The organism is Citrobacter sp. Cb023, assembly GCF_030336805.1.
GTDB lineage: Bacteria > Pseudomonadota > Gammaproteobacteria > Enterobacterales > Enterobacteriaceae > Citrobacter > Citrobacter braakii.
This window is the reverse complement of sequence record NZ_JAOWCV010000032.1, coordinates 37174-53817: the sequence shown is the minus strand read 5'-3', so window position 1 is coordinate 53817 and position 16644 is coordinate 37174. Positions and strand designations below refer to the sequence as shown.

Here is a 16644-nt window from a genome sequence, read left to right as displayed (position 1 = left end):
AAGTTAGATATCGATGTTCGCCGCTTTCAGGGCGTTTTCTTCGATAAACGCGCGACGCGGTTCAACGGCATCGCCCATCAGCGTAGTGAAGAGCTGGTCGGCGGCAATCGCATCCTTCACGGTAACGCGCAGCATACGACGGCTTTCCGGATCCATAGTGGTTTCCCACAGCTGATCCGGGTTCATCTCGCCCAGACCTTTATAACGCTGGATAGCGAGGCCGCGACGTGACTCTTTCTGCAGCCATTCCAGCGCCTGCTCAAAGCTGGCAACCGGCTGGCGGCGCTCGCCACGTTCGATAAACGCATCGTCTTCGATCAGCCCGCGCAGCTTCTCACCGAGCGTACAAATACGACGGTATTCGCCACCGGTAACAAACTCGTGGTCCAGAATATAGTCGGTATCCACACCGTGAGTACGGACGCGCACAATCGGCTCAAACAGGTTCTGCTCTGCGTTGTGGTGGATATCAAACTTCCACAGGCTGCCGTGCTGTTCTTTTTCGTTCAGCTCGGTAATCAACGAATTAACCCAGCGGGTAACGGTCTGCTCGTTCGCCAAATCAGCTTCCGGCAGCGTCGGTTGATAAACCAGTTCTTTCAGCAGCGCTTTCGGGAAACGACGTTCCATACGGCCAATCATTTTCTGCGTCGCGTTGTATTCAGAAACCAGTTTTTCTAACGACTCACCTGAAAGAGCAGGTGCGCTGGCATTAGTGTGTAGCGTTGCGCCATCCAGAGCGATAGAAATTTGGTACTGATCCATCGCTTCGTCATCTTTAATATACTGTTCCTGCTTGCCTTTTTTCACTTTGTACAGCGGTGGCTGTGCAATGTAAACGTGGCCGCGTTCCACGATTTCCGGCATCTGACGATAGAAGAAGGTCAACAGCAGAGTACGAATATGCGAGCCGTCGACGTCCGCATCGGTCATGATGATGATGCTGTGATAACGCAGTTTGTCCGGGTTGTACTCGTCACGACCAATGCCACAGCCGAGCGCGGTGATCAGCGTCGCCACTTCCTGAGAAGAGAGCATTTTATCAAAGCGCGCTTTCTCGACGTTGAGGATTTTACCCTTCAGCGGCAGAATCGCCTGGTTTTTACGGTTACGGCCCTGCTTCGCAGAACCGCCCGCGGAGTCCCCTTCCACAAGGTACAGTTCGGACAGCGCCGGGTCGCGTTCCTGACAGTCCGCCAGCTTGCCCGGCAGACCCGCTAAGTCCAGCGCGCCTTTACGACGGGTCATTTCACGCGCGCGACGTGCCGCTTCACGGGCACGTGCAGCATCAATAATTTTGCCAACGACGATTTTCGCGTCAGACGGGTTTTCCAGCAGGTATTCGCTCAGCAGTTCGTTCATCTGCTGTTCTACCGCCGATTTCACCTCAGAGGAGACCAGCTTGTCTTTGGTCTGTGAGGAGAACTTCGGATCCGGTACTTTCACGGAAACAACGGCAATCAAGCCTTCACGGGCATCATCACCGGTGGCGCTGACTTTGGCTTTTTTGCTGTAGCCTTCTTTGTCCATGTAGGCGTTCAGGGTACGGGTCATCGCCGCACGGAAGCCTGCAAGGTGAGTACCGCCGTCACGCTGCGGAATGTTGTTGGTGAAGCAGTAGATGTTTTCCTGGAAACCATCGTTCCACTGCAGCGCAACTTCAACGCCGATACCGTCTTTTTCGGTGGAGAAGTAGAAGATATTCGGGTGGATCGGCGTTTTGTTTTTGTTGAGGTATTCAACAAACGCCTTGATGCCGCCTTCGTAGTGGAAATGGTCTTCTTTACCATCGCGCTTGTCGCGCAGACGGATAGAGACGCCGGAGTTCAGGAACGACAGCTCGCGCAGACGCTTAGCCAGAATCTCGTATTCAAACTCAACGACGTTGGTAAAGGTTTCGTGGCTTGGCCAGAAACGTACCTGAGTACCCGTCGCTTCTGTTTCGCCGGTTACCGCCAGCGGCGCCTGCGGCACACCGTGCACGTAAGTTTGCTGATGCACTTTGCCTTCACGACGAATCACCAGCTCCAGTTTCTGTGACAGGGCGTTTACTACGGACACACCTACGCCGTGCAGACCACCGGAAACTTTATAGGAGTTATCATCGAATTTACCGCCTGCGTGCAGAACGGTCATGATAACTTCCGCCGCCGAAACGCCCTCTTCCGGGTGAATACCGGTTGGGATACCACGGCCATCATCGGTAACGGACACGGAGTTGTCAGCGTGAATCGTTACAACGATATCTTTACAGTGACCCGCGAGCGCTTCGTCGATAGCGTTATCTACCACCTCGAATACCATGTGGTGCAGACCGGTGCCGTCATCCGTGTCGCCGATATACATACCCGGGCGCTTACGCACCGCATCCAGTCCTTTCAGGACTTTGATACTGGAGGAGTCATAAGAATTCGACATCAACGTTTCTCGCTCATTTAAACTTGGGTTAATCCGTTATTTTACCCTTTTCCACGGTGAACATCTTCGAATTTTTGTCCGACATGTCCAGAACGTGTTCAGCGCTGATTGCGCTGACAAAGACCTGAGATTGCGTCGCTTTTAAGCGGCTGGCTAACAGCCCACGACGGGCATCATCAAGTTCAGAGGCAAAATCATCTATCAGGTAGAGACACCGCCGCCCACTTTCGCGGGTGAGGAACTCCCCTTGCGCCAGACGTAAGGCGCACATCAGCAGCTTTAGCTGCCCACGCGACAACGTGTCTTCCACCGGCGCACCGTCAGCGCGAATGCGAAAATCCGCTTTGTGCGGACCGTGCGCGGTGTAGGTCAACATGCGATCGCGTTCAAAACTGCGTTCCAGCACTTCGGCATAATCGGTCTCTTTCTCCCAGCCGCGCTGGAATGAGAAGGAGAGAGAAAATTCGGGTAGAAACTGCTGACAGGTATCCGCCATATCCTGCGCGATACCGGCGCTGTACTCCGCGCGCCAGGTGCTGATTTGTTCCGCCAGCGGGATCAGTTCTTTATCCCACGGACGCAGTTGCTCATAACGACTCACCTGGCGCAGGGCTGCGTTGCGCTGCTTGAGCAGTCGCTTCAGATTGCTCCAGGCGGTGAAAAATCCGGCTTCATTGTGAAAGCATCCCCAGTCAAGGAATGCTCTTCTGTATTTGGGGCCGCCATTGAGTAAAGTAAACCCCTCTGGCGTGATCAGCTGCATCGGCATCAGGTGCGCCAGTTCCGCGACCTTGTGCCCGTCAGTGCCGTCAATGCGCACTTTGCTGTCGCCCAGTTTGTCTTTCGTCAGGCCAATCGATGTCTCACGCTCTTCCCCCTGCAAACGCCCGTGTAAAACAAACGACTCCTGCTCGTGGCGAATTACGCGGCCAATCTGCAAACTGCGAAACGCCCGGCCGTGGCCGAGCGTATAGATGGCTTCCAGCACGCTGGTTTTGCCGCTGCCGTTCGCGCCAACCAGGAAGTTAAAGCCAGGGGATAAAGCGAGATCCGCGCTTTCGATATTGCGAAAGTCGCGGATCAACAGACGGGTGAGCGACATTACAGTCTCATTGGCATAACAACATAAGCCGCGCTCTGGCTGGCAGCATCTTCAATCTGTACGCTCGATACGGAATCGGTCAGCAGAATACGAACGTTCTCGCACTTCAGCGCGTTCAGTACGTCCAGTACGTAGCTAACGTTAAAACCGATTTCCAGTTCGGTACCAGGATAGGAGACATCCAGAATTTCTTCCGCTTCTTCCTGCTCCGGGTTGTTGGCGGTGATTTTCAGCTGGTTTTCACTGACATACAGACGCACGCCGCGGAATTTCTCGTTAGAGAGGATCGCCGCACGAGCAAATGCCTGTTTGAGGATATCGCAACCGGCTTCCAGATGTTTGTCCGGATTCTTCGGCAATACGCGGCGATAATCCGGGAAACGGCCATCAACCAGCTTGGAGGTAAAGATGAAGTCACCCACGTGCGCACGAATGTTGTTGCTGCCAATCTGCACGCGCAGCGGGTTGTCGCCGCCGTCGAGCATACGCATCAGTTCAATCACGCCTTTACGCGGAACGATCACCGAATGGCTGGGTAACTGCTGACCGACTGGCATTGAACAGACCGCCAGGCGGTGACCGTCGGTCGCCACGGTACGCAGCTCTTCCCCTTCGGTTTCAAACAGCATGCCGTTTAAGTAGTAACGCACGTCCTGATGCGCCATCGAAAACTGCGTGGCTTCAATCAGGCGCTTCATCGTGGCCTGCGGCAGAGTGAATTCGACTTCGCTCTGCCAGTCGTCCAGATTCGGGAAGTCGGCGGCAGGCAGCGTAGACAGCGAGAAACGACTGCGGCCAGACCGCACCAGCATGCGATCGCCTTCCAGTTGAACGGCAATTTCCGCGCCTTCCGGCAACCCACGGCAAATATCGAAGAATTTACGCGCCGGAACGGTGGTCGCACCAGGTTCATGAGGCTGGATCAGCGCCACGCGCGCCACCATCTCCATTTCGAGATCGGTACCGGTCAGAGAAAGCGCACCGTCAGCAACCTGCAGCAGCAGATTTCCGAGAATAGGCAGTGTAGGACGTCCACCCAGCGGGCCGCTGACCTGCTGAAGCGGTTTTAATAAATGTTCACGTTCAACGGTAAATTTCATAGCGTCACGAAGATAATGTTCTGATTAAATTGGAGAAATCTTCTTTAATATCATGGCTTTCTTCACGCAACTGCTCAATCTTGCGACAGGCATGAAGCACGGTAGTATGGTCACGCCCACCAAACGCGTCGCCAATTTCCGGCAGACTGTGGTTAGTGAGCTCTTTTGCCAGCGCCATCGCCATCTGGCGCGGACGAGCTACCGAGCGAGATCGACGCTTAGAAAGCAGATCCGCAATTTTGATTTTGTAATACTCCGCCACCGTCTTCTGAATATTGTCGATGGTGACCAGCTTTTCCTGCAAAGCCAGCAGATCGCGCAACGCTTCGCGCACGAAATCGATGGTAATCGCCCGGCCGGTAAAATTAGCGTTGGCGATCACGCGGTTCAGTGCGCCTTCCAGCTCACGTACGTTAGAGCGTAGACGCTTGGCAATAAAGAACGCCACTTCACCCGGCAGACGAATGTCGTTTTCGTCGGCTTTTTTCATCAGGATCGCGACGCGCGTTTCCAGCTCAGGCGGCTCGATCGCAACAGTCAGTCCCCAGCCGAAGCGGGATTTCAGACGATCTTCAACGCCGTTGATCTCTTTCGGATAGCGATCCGAAGTCAGGATGATCTGCTGATTGCCTTCCAGCAGGGCGTTAAAGGTGTGGAAAAACTCTTCCTGCGATCGTTCTTTATTCGCGAAGAATTGGATATCGTCAATCAGCAGCGCATCCACGGAACGGTAGTAGCGTTTAAACTCTTCGATCGCGTTGTTTTGCAGGGCCTTAACCATGTCCTGCACAAAACGTTCGGAGTGCATATACACCACTTTCGCGTTTGGCTTACGCGCCATAATACCGTTACCGACAGCGTGCAACAGGTGGGTTTTACCCAGACCCGTACCGCCATAAAGGAATAACGGATTGTAGGCGCCGCCAGGATTGTCCGCCACCTGACGTGCCGCCGCGCGCGCCAGTTGGTTAGATTTACCTTCAACGAAGTTATCAAACGTGTGTTTGACGTTGACGTTAGAACGATAGGTAGGTTCTGCCGGTGCCGGGACGTTATCCCAGCCTGAGCGCGCCGCCGGAGCGGCACGTTGCGGTTGCACTTGCTGAGCCACGTAAGCGGGCGCAACAACGTTGTTCACCGGCGTTTTCAGCGTTTGCGTGACGGGTTTAGTACCGACTTCAAAGCGCAGCTGCGGGGCATCCGCTCCACAGAAGTTATTGAGTAATCCATTAATATTATTAAGGTATTTATCCCTTACCCAATCAAGCACGAAACGGTTTGGCGCATACAAAGCCAGCGTGTTATCGCTCAGTTCCGCCTGCAACGGGCGTATCCACATACTGAACTCTGTGGCTGGTAACTCATCCTGCAATCGGGCAAGACACTGCTGCCAAAGCGAAAGTGACACGGCGGACTCCACTCGAACAAAAGTCGATAAATGACAAAGGCTGAAACATTCATGATTGTTGACGCACATCGACAAGACCCTATGCAAAGGGTGACGTGCGAATTGCTATCTGCAATTTTTACCCGATCAGGATCCATTGAAACGATCAGGACCGCGGATCATAGCGTAAACTGAGAAAGAGATCTTCTGTTTCTCACAGATTCTTCCCGATTTATCCACAGGATGATCCAGAATCGGCTAAGTGTAAACGATCCTGGAGAAGTGCTGCAGGTTTTAGCGCGCATATTGAAAAAATTAATGAGTAAAGATGCTTTACTGCTTAAACGATCTAATAAAGATCCCGAGCGATCCTTGCGCTTTATCCGCCAGCCCGTATAATTCTTACCCCCAGCGAGTAACGGTCGCCTTACGGCGTCAACGCTGCCTGTTTTATACGCGAAACCATGCGGAAAAAAGCGGGAAATAAGGAAAGAGAATTGACTCCGGAGTGTACAATTATTACAATCCGGCCTCTTTAATCACCCACACTGTGGCGTAAGTCGTTCGAAATTCGTTCGGGTATACGCAAAAGTCAGTGAATTTATTCAAGTTTAGGTAGAAATCGCCATGAAACGCACTTTTCAACCGTCTGTACTGAAGCGCAACCGTTCTCACGGCTTCCGTGCTCGTATGGCTAATAAAAATGGTCGTCAGGTTCTGGCACGTCGTCGTGCTAAAGGCCGTTCTCGTCTGACCGTTTCTAAGTAATAAAAGCTAGCCCCTGAGTGGTTAAGCTCGCATTTCCCAGGGAGTTACGTTTGTTAACTCCCACTCATTTCACATTCGTCTTCCAGCAGCCACAACGGGCTGGCACGCCGCAAATCACCATCCTCGGCCGCCTGAATTCGCTGGGGCATCCCCGTATCGGTCTTACCGTCGCCAAGAAAAACGTTAAACGCGCGCATGAACGCAATCGGATTAAACGTCTGACACGTGAAAGCTTTCGTTTACGTCAGCACGAACTTCCTGCAATGGATTTCGTGGTGGTGGCGAAAAAAGGGGTTGCTGACCTCGATAACCGTGCTCTCTCGGAAGCGTTGGAAAAATTATGGCGTCGCCATTGTCGCCTGGCTCGCGGGTCCTGATAGCCCTTATTCGGGTCTATCAACGCCTGATCAGTCCGCTGCTTGGGCCGCATTGCCGTTTCACTCCAACCTGCTCGAGCTACGGAATTGAGGCATTGCGCAGGTTTGGAGTGATAAAAGGCAGTTGGTTGACGGTGAAACGCGTATTAAAATGCCACCCTTTACACCCTGGTGGTGACGATCCCGTCCCGCCCGGACCATTTGATACCAGAGAACACTAACGATGGATTCGCAACGCAATCTTTTAGTCATCGCTTTGCTGTTCGTGTCTTTCATGATCTGGCAAGCCTGGGAGCAGGATAAAAACCCGCAACCTCAGGCCCAACAGACCACGCAGACAACGACCACCGCAGCGGGTAGCGCCGCAGACCAGGGCGTACCGGCCAGTGGCCAGGGGAAACTGATTACGGTTAAAACTGACGTGCTTGATCTGACCATCAACACCCGTGGTGGTGATGTGGAACAGGCTTCACTGCCAGCTTACCCGAAAGAACTCGGTTCTACCGAACCGTTCCAGTTACTGGAAACCACGCCACAGTTCATCTACCAGGCACAGAGTGGCCTGACAGGTCGTGACGGCCCGGATAACCCGGCTAACGGCCCGCGTCCGCTGTACAACGTCGAAAAAGACGCGTTTGTACTGGCTGACGGTCAGAACGAACTGCAGATCCCGATGACCTATACTGACGCAGCGGGTAACACATTCACTAAAACGTTTGTACTCAAGCGCGGTGAATATGCTGTCAACGTTAACTACAGCGTGCAGAACGCCGGCGAAAAACCGCTGGAAGTCTCCACCTTTGGTCAGCTGAAGCAATCCATCAATCTGCCATCTCATCGCGACACCGGTAGCAGCAACTTTGCGCTGCACACCTTCCGTGGCGCGGCGTACTCCACGCCGGATGAGAAGTATGAGAAATACAAATTCGACACCATTGCTGAAAACGAAAACCTGAACGTCAATGCTAAAGACGGCTGGGTCGCAATGCTGCAACAGTATTTCGCAACGGCATGGGTTCCGCGTAACGACGGCACCAACAACTTCTATACCGCTAATCTGGGTAACGGCATTGCCGCTATCGGCTATAAATCACAGCCGGTACTGGTTCAGCCTGGCCAGACTGGCGCGATGACCAGCACCCTGTGGGTCGGCCCGGAAATTCAGGATAAAATGGCGGCAGTTGCACCGCACCTGGATCTGACCGTGGATTACGGCTGGTTGTGGTTCATCTCTCAGCCGCTGTTCAAACTGCTGAAGTGGATCCATAGCTTCCTGGGTAACTGGGGCTTCTCCATCATCGTTATCACCTTTATCGTTCGTGGCATCATGTACCCGCTGACTAAAGCGCAGTACACCTCCATGGCGAAGATGCGTATGCTGCAGCCGAAGATTCAGGCTATGCGTGAGCGTCTGGGCGATGACAAACAGCGTCAGAGCCAGGAAATGATGGCCCTGTACAAAGCTGAGAAGGTTAACCCGCTGGGCGGCTGCTTCCCGCTGATCATCCAGATGCCAATCTTCCTGGCGTTGTACTACATGCTGATGGGCTCCATTGAACTGCGTCATGCGCCGTTCGCTCTGTGGATCCATGACCTGTCTGCACAGGACCCGTACTACATCCTGCCGATCCTGATGGGCGTGACGATGTTCTTCATTCAGAAGATGTCTCCGACCACCGTGACCGACCCGATGCAGCAGAAGATCATGACCTTTATGCCGGTCATCTTCACCGTGTTCTTCCTGTGGTTCCCGTCAGGTCTGGTGCTGTACTATATCGTCAGCAACCTGGTAACCATTATTCAGCAGCAGCTGATTTACCGTGGTCTGGAGAAACGTGGCCTGCATAGCCGCGAGAAGAAAAACTCCTGATACTAGTCGCAGGTGCGTTGGCTGAATTTGCATGCCGCCTTCCTGCAACTTGAATTATTTCGAGTATTCACGGTAAAGTTAATGCCAGAGAAGGCGGTCATTAGACCGCCTTTTTTACATTTACAAGAGAGCTATCATGAACCATAACGACACCATCGTCGCTCAGGCCACCCCACCGGGACGTGGTGGCGTGGGTATCCTGCGCATCTCCGGCCTGAAGGCGCGCGAGGTTGCAGAAACCGTACTGGGGAAACTACCAAAACCGCGCTATGCCGACTATCTTCCGTTTAAAGACGCGGATGGCAGCACGCTGGATCAGGGAATTGCCCTGTGGTTCCCCGGTCCGAACTCCTTTACCGGTGAAGATGTTTTAGAGCTTCAGGGCCACGGCGGTCCGGTGATTCTCGATCTGCTGCTCAAACGTATTCTGACCATTCCCGGGCTGCGCATTGCCAGTCCGGGTGAATTCTCCGAGCGTGCGTTTCTCAATGATAAGCTTGATCTGGCCCAGGCAGAGGCAATTGCCGACCTGATCGATGCCAGCTCAGAGCAAGCCGCTCGCTCGGCGCTGAACTCGTTGCAGGGCGCATTTTCTGCACGGGTAAATCATCTTGTGGAAGCGCTCACTCACCTGCGCATCTACGTGGAAGCGGCGATCGACTTTCCGGATGAAGAAATCGACTTCCTGTCTGATGGCAAGATTGAAGCGCAGCTCAACAACGTTATCAGCGATCTCGATGCCGTTCGTGCCGAAGCGCGTCAGGGCAGCCTGCTGCGCGAAGGGATGAAGGTAGTCATTGCCGGTCGCCCAAATGCCGGGAAATCAAGCCTACTGAACGCGCTGGCAGGTCGTGAGGCGGCCATTGTGACCGACATTGCGGGTACGACTCGCGACGTACTGCGTGAGCATATTCATATCGACGGTATGCCGCTGCACATCATCGACACTGCCGGTCTGCGCGATGCCAGCGATGAAGTTGAACGCATTGGTATCGAACGCGCGTGGCAGGAAATTGAACAGGCCGACCGCGTTCTGTTTATGGTTGATGGCACCACCACCGACGCCGTGGACCCGGCTGACATCTGGCCAGACTTTATTGCCCGTCTGCCAGCCAAACTGCCGATTACCGTGGTGCGTAACAAAGCGGATATTACCGGTGAGACGCTGGGCCTTAGCGAAGTAAATGGCCACTCACTGGTTCGCCTATCCGCGCGTACCGGTGAAGGCGTTGACGTGCTGCGTAACCATCTCAAACAGAGCATGGGCTTTGAAACCAATATGGAAGGCGGCTTCCTGGCGCGCCGTCGTCACCTGCAGGCGCTGGCAGAAGCGGCGGAGCATCTCGAGCAGGGTAAAGCCCAACTGCTCGGAGCATGGGCCGGAGAATTGCTGGCAGAGGAACTACGTCTGGCGCAGCAGAACCTCAGTGAGATCACCGGGGAATTTACCTCCGACGATCTGCTGGGAAGGATTTTCTCCAGCTTCTGTATTGGCAAGTAACGTTGTGTTGCCCGGTGGTGCGATGCCTACCGGGCCTACAGTACCCGTAAGTCGGATAAAGCAAAGCGGCTATCCGGCTACAAGTAATTTCCCATATGGAAATCACTGTTGTCCAAATGGCAACTCGTGCAGTTGACTCTCTGCCCGTATGCTTAGCGCCACATTCCTCATGAGGTCGCTATGACACGCTTTCTAATCTGCAGTTTCGCCCTGGTGTTACTCTATCCCGCGGGTATTGATATGTATCTGGTGGGGCTGCCCCGTATTGCTGCCGATTTACAGGCCAGCGAGGCGCAACTGCATATCGCGTTTTCGGTTTATCTGGCGGGAATGGCGACGGCGATGCTGTTTGCCGGGAAAATTGCCGACCAGTCAGGACGCAAACCCGTCGCTATTGTCGGCGCCCTCATCTTTATTTTCGCCTCTGCGCTGTGTTCATTCGCCGAAAGCGGTACGCCGTTTCTCACAGGCCGCTTTATTCAGGGCGTAGGCGCAGGCTGCTGCTATGTGGTGGCGTTCGCCATCCTGCGCGATACGCTCGACGATCGCCGCCGGGCGAAGGTACTGTCGCTGTTGAACGGTATCACCTGTATCGTGCCGGTACTGGCACCGGTGATGGGGCATCTGATTATGCTCAAATATCCGTGGCAGAGCCTGTTCTACACGATGATCGGTATGGGGGTGGCCGTTTGCCTGCTGTCAGTGTTTATCCTGCGAGAATCGCGCCCAGCGACGCTCCCGGCATCTGCAGAGAAGAACCACCTATCTGAATCGCTGGTGAACCGTTTTTTCTTAAGCCGCCTGGCCATCACCACTCTCAGCGTGTCGGTGATCCTGACCTTCGTGAATACTTCGCCGGTGCTGTTGATGGAAGTGATGGGCTTTGACCGTGGAGAATACGCCACCACGATGGCCATGACCGCAGGCATCAGTATGGCGGTCTCGTTCTCCACGCCATTCGCCCTGAGCGTGTTTAAACCTCGCGTTCTGATGCTGACCTCACAAGTGCTGTTTCTGTCTGCCGGCGTGGTGTTAACCCTTGCCAGTTCGCACATGGTGACGCTGTTTGGGCTGACCTTAATCTGTGCCGGGTTCTCGGTCGGCTTCGGTGTCGCTATGAGCCAGGCGCTGGGACCTTTCTCGCTGCGTGCGGGCGTTGCCAGCTCGGCGTTAGGTATTGCGCAGGTTTGCGGTTCCTCGCTGTGGATATGGCTGGCGGCGGTGCTCGGTCTTGATGCGCTGAATATGCTGATCGGGATTCTGATTGGCTGTAGCATAGTGAGTATCATGCTGATTATCACTGTTGCCCCTAACCGGTCCACGCCAACTCATGAAGAAATCCCTCAGCAGTCTCGATCTTAATTTATTGCTCTGCCTGCAGCTGTTGATGCAGGAACGCAGTGTTACCAAAACTGCCAAACGGATGAACGTCACGCCGTCGGCGGTCAGCAAGTCGCTGTCGAAACTGCGGGCCTGGTTTGACGATCCACTGTTTGTAAACACCCCGCTGGGGCTAACGCCAACACCGCTGATGGTCAGCATGGAACAGAATCTGGCAGAGTGGATGCAGATGAGCAACCAGTTGCTGGATAAACCACACCATGAAGCGCCGCGCGGGCTGAAGTTTGATCTGGTGGCCGAAACGCCGCTGGTGATGATCATGTTTAACGCGCTCTCCCGACAGATCTATCAGCGTTATCCCCAGGCGACGATCAAAATACGCAACTGGGACTATGATTCGCTGGATGCAATTATTCGCGGCGAAGTGGATATCGGCTTTACTGGCCGGGAAAGCCATCCGCGTTCGCGTGAACTGTTGAGTTTGCTGCCGTTGTCGATCGACCATGAAGTGCTGTTTTCCGATCTCCCCTGCGTCTGGCTACGTGAAGATCATCCGGCATTGCAGGAAGAGTGGAATCTGGACACATTTCTGCGCTATCCGCACATCAGCATTAGCTGGGAGCAAAGCGATACCTGGGCGCTGGATGAAGTCCTGCAAGAGATGGGGCGCGCGCGCAATATTGCGTTATGTCTGCCCGGTTTTGAGCAGTCGCTGTTTATGGCCGCCCAGCCGGATCACGCGCTGATAGCCACAGCTCCGGTTTATTGCCAGCGTTATAACCAACTCCACCAGCTTCCGCTCGTGGCGCGTCCTATGCCTTTTGATGCCGCGCAGCTGGAAAAAATGCGCGTACCGTTCACCCTTCTTTGGCACAAACGTAACAGTCATAATCCTAAGATCGTCTGGTTGAAAGACACCATCAAGGCGCTTTATCGCGATATGTCCTGACGTTGCACCGCCACTTTGTTGCTAAATCGACTATTCTGGCAACAGAAATGTAAATATCGCGTAATGTATTCTATTTCAGCTTACTTTTTGGGCAGCAAAGCCTGCCTGGATGCCGCGTAAATGTTACTCTGGTAATTATCACGGACCATTAATCACGGAGCGAAAAATGGCGACACATTTTGCCAGAGGGATTCTTACGGAGGGACACCTGGTTTCAGCTCGCCTCCCTTCTCCATGTCATATCGAAGCAAGAGATCTCCCCGCTCATCGCCGAACACGTTTCCTGGCTTCCCGAAGTTTACTCGCTGAACTAATGTTTATGCTTTACGGCACCAGTACGCTGCCCGAGATTGTTACTCAGGCCAAAGGTAAGCCCGTTTTTCGCGATAAGAACCTGCCGGGATTTTCGATTTCTTATGCCGGGAATATCGTTGGCGTTGCGCTAACAACTGAAGGAACGTGCGGGCTGGATATGGAACTGCAGCGAGCTACCCGCAGCTTTCACCATCCGCATTCAACGGAAACATGGCGCTTCTCCAGCAACGAAAATCTGTGGATCAATAACCAAAACGACCCCAACGAAGCACGCGCGCAGCTCATTACGTTGCGCCAGAGCGTACTCAAACTCACCGGCGATGTAAGCAATGATGATCCGCACGAACTCCAGCTTTTACCCGGCGCAGGACGTCTGAAATGTGCCCATGTTGCGCAGGTTGAAGCCATTTGCGATGCGGAAGATGTTCTGGTGTGGTCGGTTGCGGTTACGCCAACCATTGAAAAACTCAAGGTTTGGGAGTTTGATGGTAAACAGGAATGGAAAAGTTTGCCGGATATCCAGACCCGCGCCAATGAGCCTACGGGTCGTCTGATCCGGTTCTCTCAATTATGCGCAGCGAAGAGCCATACGCTTTGATTTAACCTTTATGATGAAACAGGAGTCACCATGTCAGAAACATTGAATGTTGTTACGTTACTGGGAAGTCTACGCAAAGGTTCGTTTAATGGAATGGTTGCCCGTACGCTGCCCAAGATTGCTCCAGCAGGAATGGAAGTCAACGCGTTGCCATCAATTGGTGATATCCCACTGTACGATGCCGACCTCCAGCAGGAAGAAGGTTTTCCGGCAAGCGTAGAAGCGCTGGCAGAGCAAATCAGGAAGGCTGACGGTGTCGTCATCGTGACACCGGAATATAACTATTCCGTGCCTGGCGGACTGAAGAACGCCATCGACTGGCTGTCCCGCCTGCCGGATCAGCCATTATCGGGTAAGCCGGTGCTGATCCAGACCAGCTCCATGGGCGCCATTGGCGGCGCGCGCTGCCAGTACCATCTGCGTCAGATCCTGGTGTTCCTCGACGCCATGGTAATGAATAAGCCGGAATTTATGGGCGGCGTGATTCAGAACAAAGTGGACCCGCAGACAGGTGAAGTGATCGACCAAAGTACGCTGGACCATCTAACCGGCCAGCTGACCGCATTTGGCGACTACATCCAGCGTGTGAAAGCCTAAAAGAAAAAGCCCGCTGGCTGCAATGCCTGGCGGGCCGTATCCGGTTATCAAATTTACCTGATGGCGCTGCGCTTATCAGGTCTACACGCCTCGCGCAGCACCGTCTCAGCGGCAATTAATGCGTGTCGATAAACACAATCTTCAACACAAACAGCAGTGCGACAACGATGACGCACGGGCTGAGATCGCGGAAACGTCCGGTACCGATTTTCATCACACAGTAGGAAATAAAGCCCAGCGCGATACCTTCGGTAATCGAGAAGCTAAACGGCATCATCACGGCGGTAATAAACGCCGGAACGGCTTCAGTCAGGTCATCCCACTTCACGCGCGACAGGCTTGATGTCATCAGGACGCCAACGTAAATCAGCGCACCAGCGGCCGCATATCCCGGTACCATTCCCGCCAGCGGCGACAGGAAGATAACCAGCAGGAACAGCAGGCCGACAACTACCGCGGTCAGGCCAGTGCGTCCACCGACAGAAACCCCGGAAGAAGACTCGATATACGCGGTAACGGAAGAAGTACCGATAAACGCACCAGCAACCGATGACACGCTATCCACATACAGCGCCTGCTTCATACGCGGAAACTTACCCTTCGCATCCGCCAGACCGGCTTTATCCGTGACGCCAATTAGCGTACCGGAGGAGTCGAACAGGTTGACCAGCATGAACGAGAAAATTACGCCCGCAAGACCAATGTTAAACGAACCAGCTAGATCAACATGCCCGATAACGGACATTACGCTCGGCGGCGCGGAGACGATCCCGTTGTAATGGACATCGCCCAGCATCCAACCCAGCAGCGTGGTCACAATGATAGAGATCAGTACCGCCGCATGGATGTTACGTGAAGCCAGAATCGCGATGATAAAGAAACCCAGAATACCGAGCAGTACGCTGTGGGACGTCAGGTTGCCAATAGACACCAGGGTGTCTTGGTTGGCGACGATAACACCAGCGTTTTTCAGCCCCATCATGCCGATGAACAGACCAATACCGCTGGTGATCCCCACGCGCAAGCTAACCGGGATGTTGGCAATCATCCAGTAACGTACGCGGAAAATCGTCAGTAGCAGCAGACCTACCGCGCCCCAGAAGATTGCGCCCATACCGATCTGCCATGACAGGCCCATCGCGCCAACGACCACGAAGGCGAAGAACGCATTCAGACCCATAGCAGGCGCAAGTGCGACCGGCAGGTTGGCAAACAGGCCCATCAGGATGCTACCAAATGCAGCAATCAGGCAGGTGGTCACAAAGACGGCGCTGGTATCCATGCCAGCCACGCCAAGAATTTGCGGGTTAACAAAAACGATATACACCATCGTCAGGAAGGTGGTTAAACCGGCGATCACTTCGGTCCGTGCCGTCGTGCCATGTTCGCGCAGTTTGAACACGCGTTCCAGCATCCCCTGGCCAGAAGCCTGGGTTGTGTGTTGTTGACTCATTATCAATTTCCGAACAAGGAGGGAAAATTCGTCGCTATCCTATACCAAAATGCGACAATAGGGTTGGGTTATGAGCAACTTTTTTCATTGATTTTGCTTATACGGCAACGATTGCGTCGCCCAATAATGCATTACGAAAACGTTAAACTTGTTAAAACGGAAATGACATGTCCCAGATAGAAGCCGTATTTTTTGACTGTGACGGTACCCTTGTCGACAGTGAAGTGATTTGTTCTCGCGCGTATGTCAGCATGTTCCAGGCGTTCGGCATTACGCTCGATCTTGAAGAAACTTTTAAACGCTTCAAGGGGGTAAAGCTGTACGAGATCATCGACATTATCAACGAAGAGCACGGTGTCGAACTGGCAAAAGCCGAATTAGAACCGGTTTACCGCGCAGAGGTCGCACGTCTGTTCGATACGGAACTGGAGGTGATTGCCGGTGCTAATGCGCTGCTGGACAGCATGACCGTCCCTATGAGCGTGGTATCTAACGGTCCGGTCAGCAAAATGCAGCACTCGCTGGGTAAGCTGGGTATGTTGCACCATTTCCCTGATTTGCTGTTCAGCGGCTACGATATTCAACGCTGGAAACCCGATCCGGCCCTGATGTTCCATGCGGCGAAAGCGATGGATGTTAACGTTGAGAACTGCATTCTGGTTGATGACTCCAGCGCAGGTGCCCAGGCGGGGATTGCTGCAGGGATGGAAGTGTTTTACTTCTGCGCCGATCCGCATAACAAACCAATCGATCATCCAAAAGTGACGACGTTTACCGATCTGGCGCAGTTGCCAGCGTTATGGAAGGCGCGGGGTTGGAATATTACGCGATAACTGAAAGGCCGGATGGCGCTAACGCTGATCCGGCC

At 53.7% G+C, this 16644-nt stretch carries 16 protein-coding genes; 11 read left to right on the top strand and 5 right to left on the bottom strand.

Annotated features, from left to right (window positions below; genetic code table 11):
* Nucleotides 1-3: 3 nt before the first annotated feature.
* The 4 genes from gyrB to dnaA are packed head-to-tail and all read right to left on the bottom strand — an operon-like array spanning nt 4 to nt 6028.
* Nucleotides 4-2418: a DNA topoisomerase (ATP-hydrolyzing) subunit B gene (gyrB, locus tag OGW44_RS06705; protein ID WP_016157816.1), complete on the bottom strand. Its 2415-nt coding sequence runs from the start codon at nt 2416-2418 to the stop codon at nt 4-6.
* Nucleotides 2419-2446: 28 nt separating this feature from the next.
* Entirely contained in the window at nt 2447-3520 is a 1074-nt protein-coding gene (gene recF / locus OGW44_RS06700) for a DNA replication/repair protein RecF (RefSeq protein WP_016155067.1), read from the bottom strand.
* Nucleotides 3520-4620 (bottom strand): DNA polymerase III subunit beta, encoded by a 1101-nt coding sequence (gene dnaN / locus OGW44_RS06695; RefSeq protein WP_016155068.1) that lies wholly within the window; start codon nt 4618-4620, stop codon nt 3520-3522. The genes recF and dnaN overlap by 1 nt, the downstream gene beginning before the upstream one ends.
* A gap of 4 nt (nt 4621-4624) precedes the next feature.
* A complete protein-coding gene (dnaA, locus tag OGW44_RS06690) occupies nt 4625-6028 on the bottom strand; it encodes a chromosomal replication initiator protein DnaA (protein ID WP_016155069.1) in 1404 nt (467 codons plus the stop codon).
* Nucleotides 6029-6250: 222 nt separating this feature from the next.
* On the opposite strand from dnaA, the gene OGW44_RS25775 reads away from it, so the two are divergent.
* The 10 genes from OGW44_RS25775 to OGW44_RS06645 all read left to right on the top strand — a co-directional run bounded on the left by OGW44_RS25775 (nt 6251) and on the right by OGW44_RS06645 (nt 14323).
* The gene (locus OGW44_RS25775; protein WP_418135004.1) at nt 6251-6406 is read left to right on the top strand and encodes a hypothetical protein; all 156 of its coding nucleotides are present in this window, start codon (nt 6251-6253) and stop codon (nt 6404-6406) included.
* Between the two features lie 228 nt (nt 6407-6634).
* Nucleotides 6635-6775 carry a 50S ribosomal protein L34 gene (rpmH, locus tag OGW44_RS06685; RefSeq protein WP_003023858.1) on the top strand — a complete coding sequence of 47 codons (141 nt, stop codon included), beginning with the start codon at nt 6635-6637 and terminating at the stop codon, nt 6773-6775.
* A gap of 17 nt (nt 6776-6792) precedes the next feature.
* Complete coding sequence (rnpA, locus tag OGW44_RS06680; RefSeq protein WP_003844432.1) at nt 6793-7152, top strand: ribonuclease P protein component; 360 nt, start codon at nt 6793-6795, stop codon at nt 7150-7152.
* The gene (yidD, locus tag OGW44_RS06675; RefSeq protein ID WP_003023846.1) at nt 7116-7373 is read left to right on the top strand and encodes a membrane protein insertion efficiency factor YidD; all 258 of its coding nucleotides are present in this window, start codon (nt 7116-7118) and stop codon (nt 7371-7373) included. Before rnpA ends, yidD begins: the two co-directional genes overlap by 37 nt.
* A gap of 2 nt (nt 7374-7375) precedes the next feature.
* Nucleotides 7376-9022: a membrane protein insertase YidC gene (gene yidC, locus OGW44_RS06670; protein ID WP_003023844.1), complete on the top strand. Its 1647-nt coding sequence runs from the start codon at nt 7376-7378 to the stop codon at nt 9020-9022.
* Between the two features lie 136 nt (nt 9023-9158).
* Nucleotides 9159-10523, top strand: coding sequence for a tRNA uridine-5-carboxymethylaminomethyl(34) synthesis GTPase MnmE (mnmE, locus tag OGW44_RS06665; RefSeq protein WP_047415666.1), 1365 nt, complete (start codon nt 9159-9161; stop codon nt 10521-10523).
* A gap of 180 nt (nt 10524-10703) precedes the next feature.
* Nucleotides 10704-11885: an MFS transporter gene (locus tag OGW44_RS06660; RefSeq protein WP_049271660.1), complete on the top strand. Its 1182-nt coding sequence runs from the start codon at nt 10704-10706 to the stop codon at nt 11883-11885.
* Nucleotides 11854-12813, top strand: a complete 960-nt coding sequence (yidZ, locus tag OGW44_RS06655; RefSeq protein ID WP_016155073.1) for an HTH-type transcriptional regulator YidZ — start codon at nt 11854-11856, stop codon at nt 12811-12813. The genes OGW44_RS06660 and yidZ overlap by 32 nt, the downstream gene beginning before the upstream one ends.
* Nucleotides 12814-12979: 166 nt before the next feature.
* Nucleotides 12980-13726 (top strand): 4'-phosphopantetheinyl transferase family protein, encoded by a 747-nt coding sequence (locus OGW44_RS06650; RefSeq protein WP_101700893.1) that lies wholly within the window; start codon nt 12980-12982, stop codon nt 13724-13726.
* 30 nt (nt 13727-13756) lie between these two features.
* A complete protein-coding gene (locus tag OGW44_RS06645) occupies nt 13757-14323 on the top strand; it encodes an NADPH-dependent FMN reductase (RefSeq protein WP_003827046.1) in 567 nt (188 codons plus the stop codon).
* A 115-nt stretch (nt 14324-14438) separates the two neighbouring features.
* Here OGW44_RS06645 and OGW44_RS06640 read toward each other — a convergent pair whose 3' ends face one another.
* Nucleotides 14439-15776, bottom strand: a complete 1338-nt coding sequence (locus OGW44_RS06640) for an NCS2 family permease (protein ID WP_181546998.1) — start codon at nt 15774-15776, stop codon at nt 14439-14441.
* A gap of 167 nt (nt 15777-15943) precedes the next feature.
* Here OGW44_RS06640 and yieH point away from each other — a divergent pair, with 167 nt between their 5' ends.
* On the top strand, nt 15944-16609 hold the full coding sequence (gene yieH / locus OGW44_RS06635; protein WP_016155076.1) for a 6-phosphogluconate phosphatase: 666 nt from the start codon (nt 15944-15946) through the stop codon (nt 16607-16609).
* Nucleotides 16610-16644 lie beyond the last annotated feature (35 nt).

What these genes read in the sequence shown, in the direction of transcription:
- gyrB (WP_016157816.1), bottom strand. Translation starts at nt 2,418, where the DNA reads ATGTCGAATTCTTATGACTCCTCCAGTATCAAAGTCCTGAAAGGACTG.
- recF (WP_016155067.1), bottom strand. Translation starts at nt 3,520, where the DNA reads ATGTCGCTCACCCGTCTGTTGATCCGCGACTTTCGCAATATCGAAAGC.
- dnaN (WP_016155068.1), bottom strand. Translation starts at nt 4,620, where the DNA reads ATGAAATTTACCGTTGAACGTGAACATTTATTAAAACCGCTTCAGCAG.
- OGW44_RS25775 (WP_418135004.1), top strand. Translation starts at nt 6,251, where the DNA reads ATGATCCAGAATCGGCTAAGTGTAAACGATCCTGGAGAAGTGCTGCAG.
- rpmH (WP_003023858.1), top strand. Translation starts at nt 6,635, where the DNA reads ATGAAACGCACTTTTCAACCGTCTGTACTGAAGCGCAACCGTTCTCAC.
- yidD (WP_003023846.1), top strand. Translation starts at nt 7,116, where the DNA reads ATGGCGTCGCCATTGTCGCCTGGCTCGCGGGTCCTGATAGCCCTTATT.
- yidC (WP_003023844.1), top strand. Translation starts at nt 7,376, where the DNA reads ATGGATTCGCAACGCAATCTTTTAGTCATCGCTTTGCTGTTCGTGTCT.
- mnmE (WP_047415666.1), top strand. Translation starts at nt 9,159, where the DNA reads ATGAACCATAACGACACCATCGTCGCTCAGGCCACCCCACCGGGACGT.
- OGW44_RS06660 (WP_049271660.1), top strand. Translation starts at nt 10,704, where the DNA reads ATGACACGCTTTCTAATCTGCAGTTTCGCCCTGGTGTTACTCTATCCC.
- yidZ (WP_016155073.1), top strand. Translation starts at nt 11,854, where the DNA reads ATGAAGAAATCCCTCAGCAGTCTCGATCTTAATTTATTGCTCTGCCTG.
- OGW44_RS06650 (WP_101700893.1), top strand. Translation starts at nt 12,980, where the DNA reads ATGGCGACACATTTTGCCAGAGGGATTCTTACGGAGGGACACCTGGTT.
- OGW44_RS06645 (WP_003827046.1), top strand. Translation starts at nt 13,757, where the DNA reads ATGTCAGAAACATTGAATGTTGTTACGTTACTGGGAAGTCTACGCAAA.
- OGW44_RS06640 (WP_181546998.1), bottom strand. Translation starts at nt 15,776, where the DNA reads ATGAGTCAACAACACACAACCCAGGCTTCTGGCCAGGGGATGCTGGAA.
- yieH (WP_016155076.1), top strand. Translation starts at nt 15,944, where the DNA reads ATGTCCCAGATAGAAGCCGTATTTTTTGACTGTGACGGTACCCTTGTC.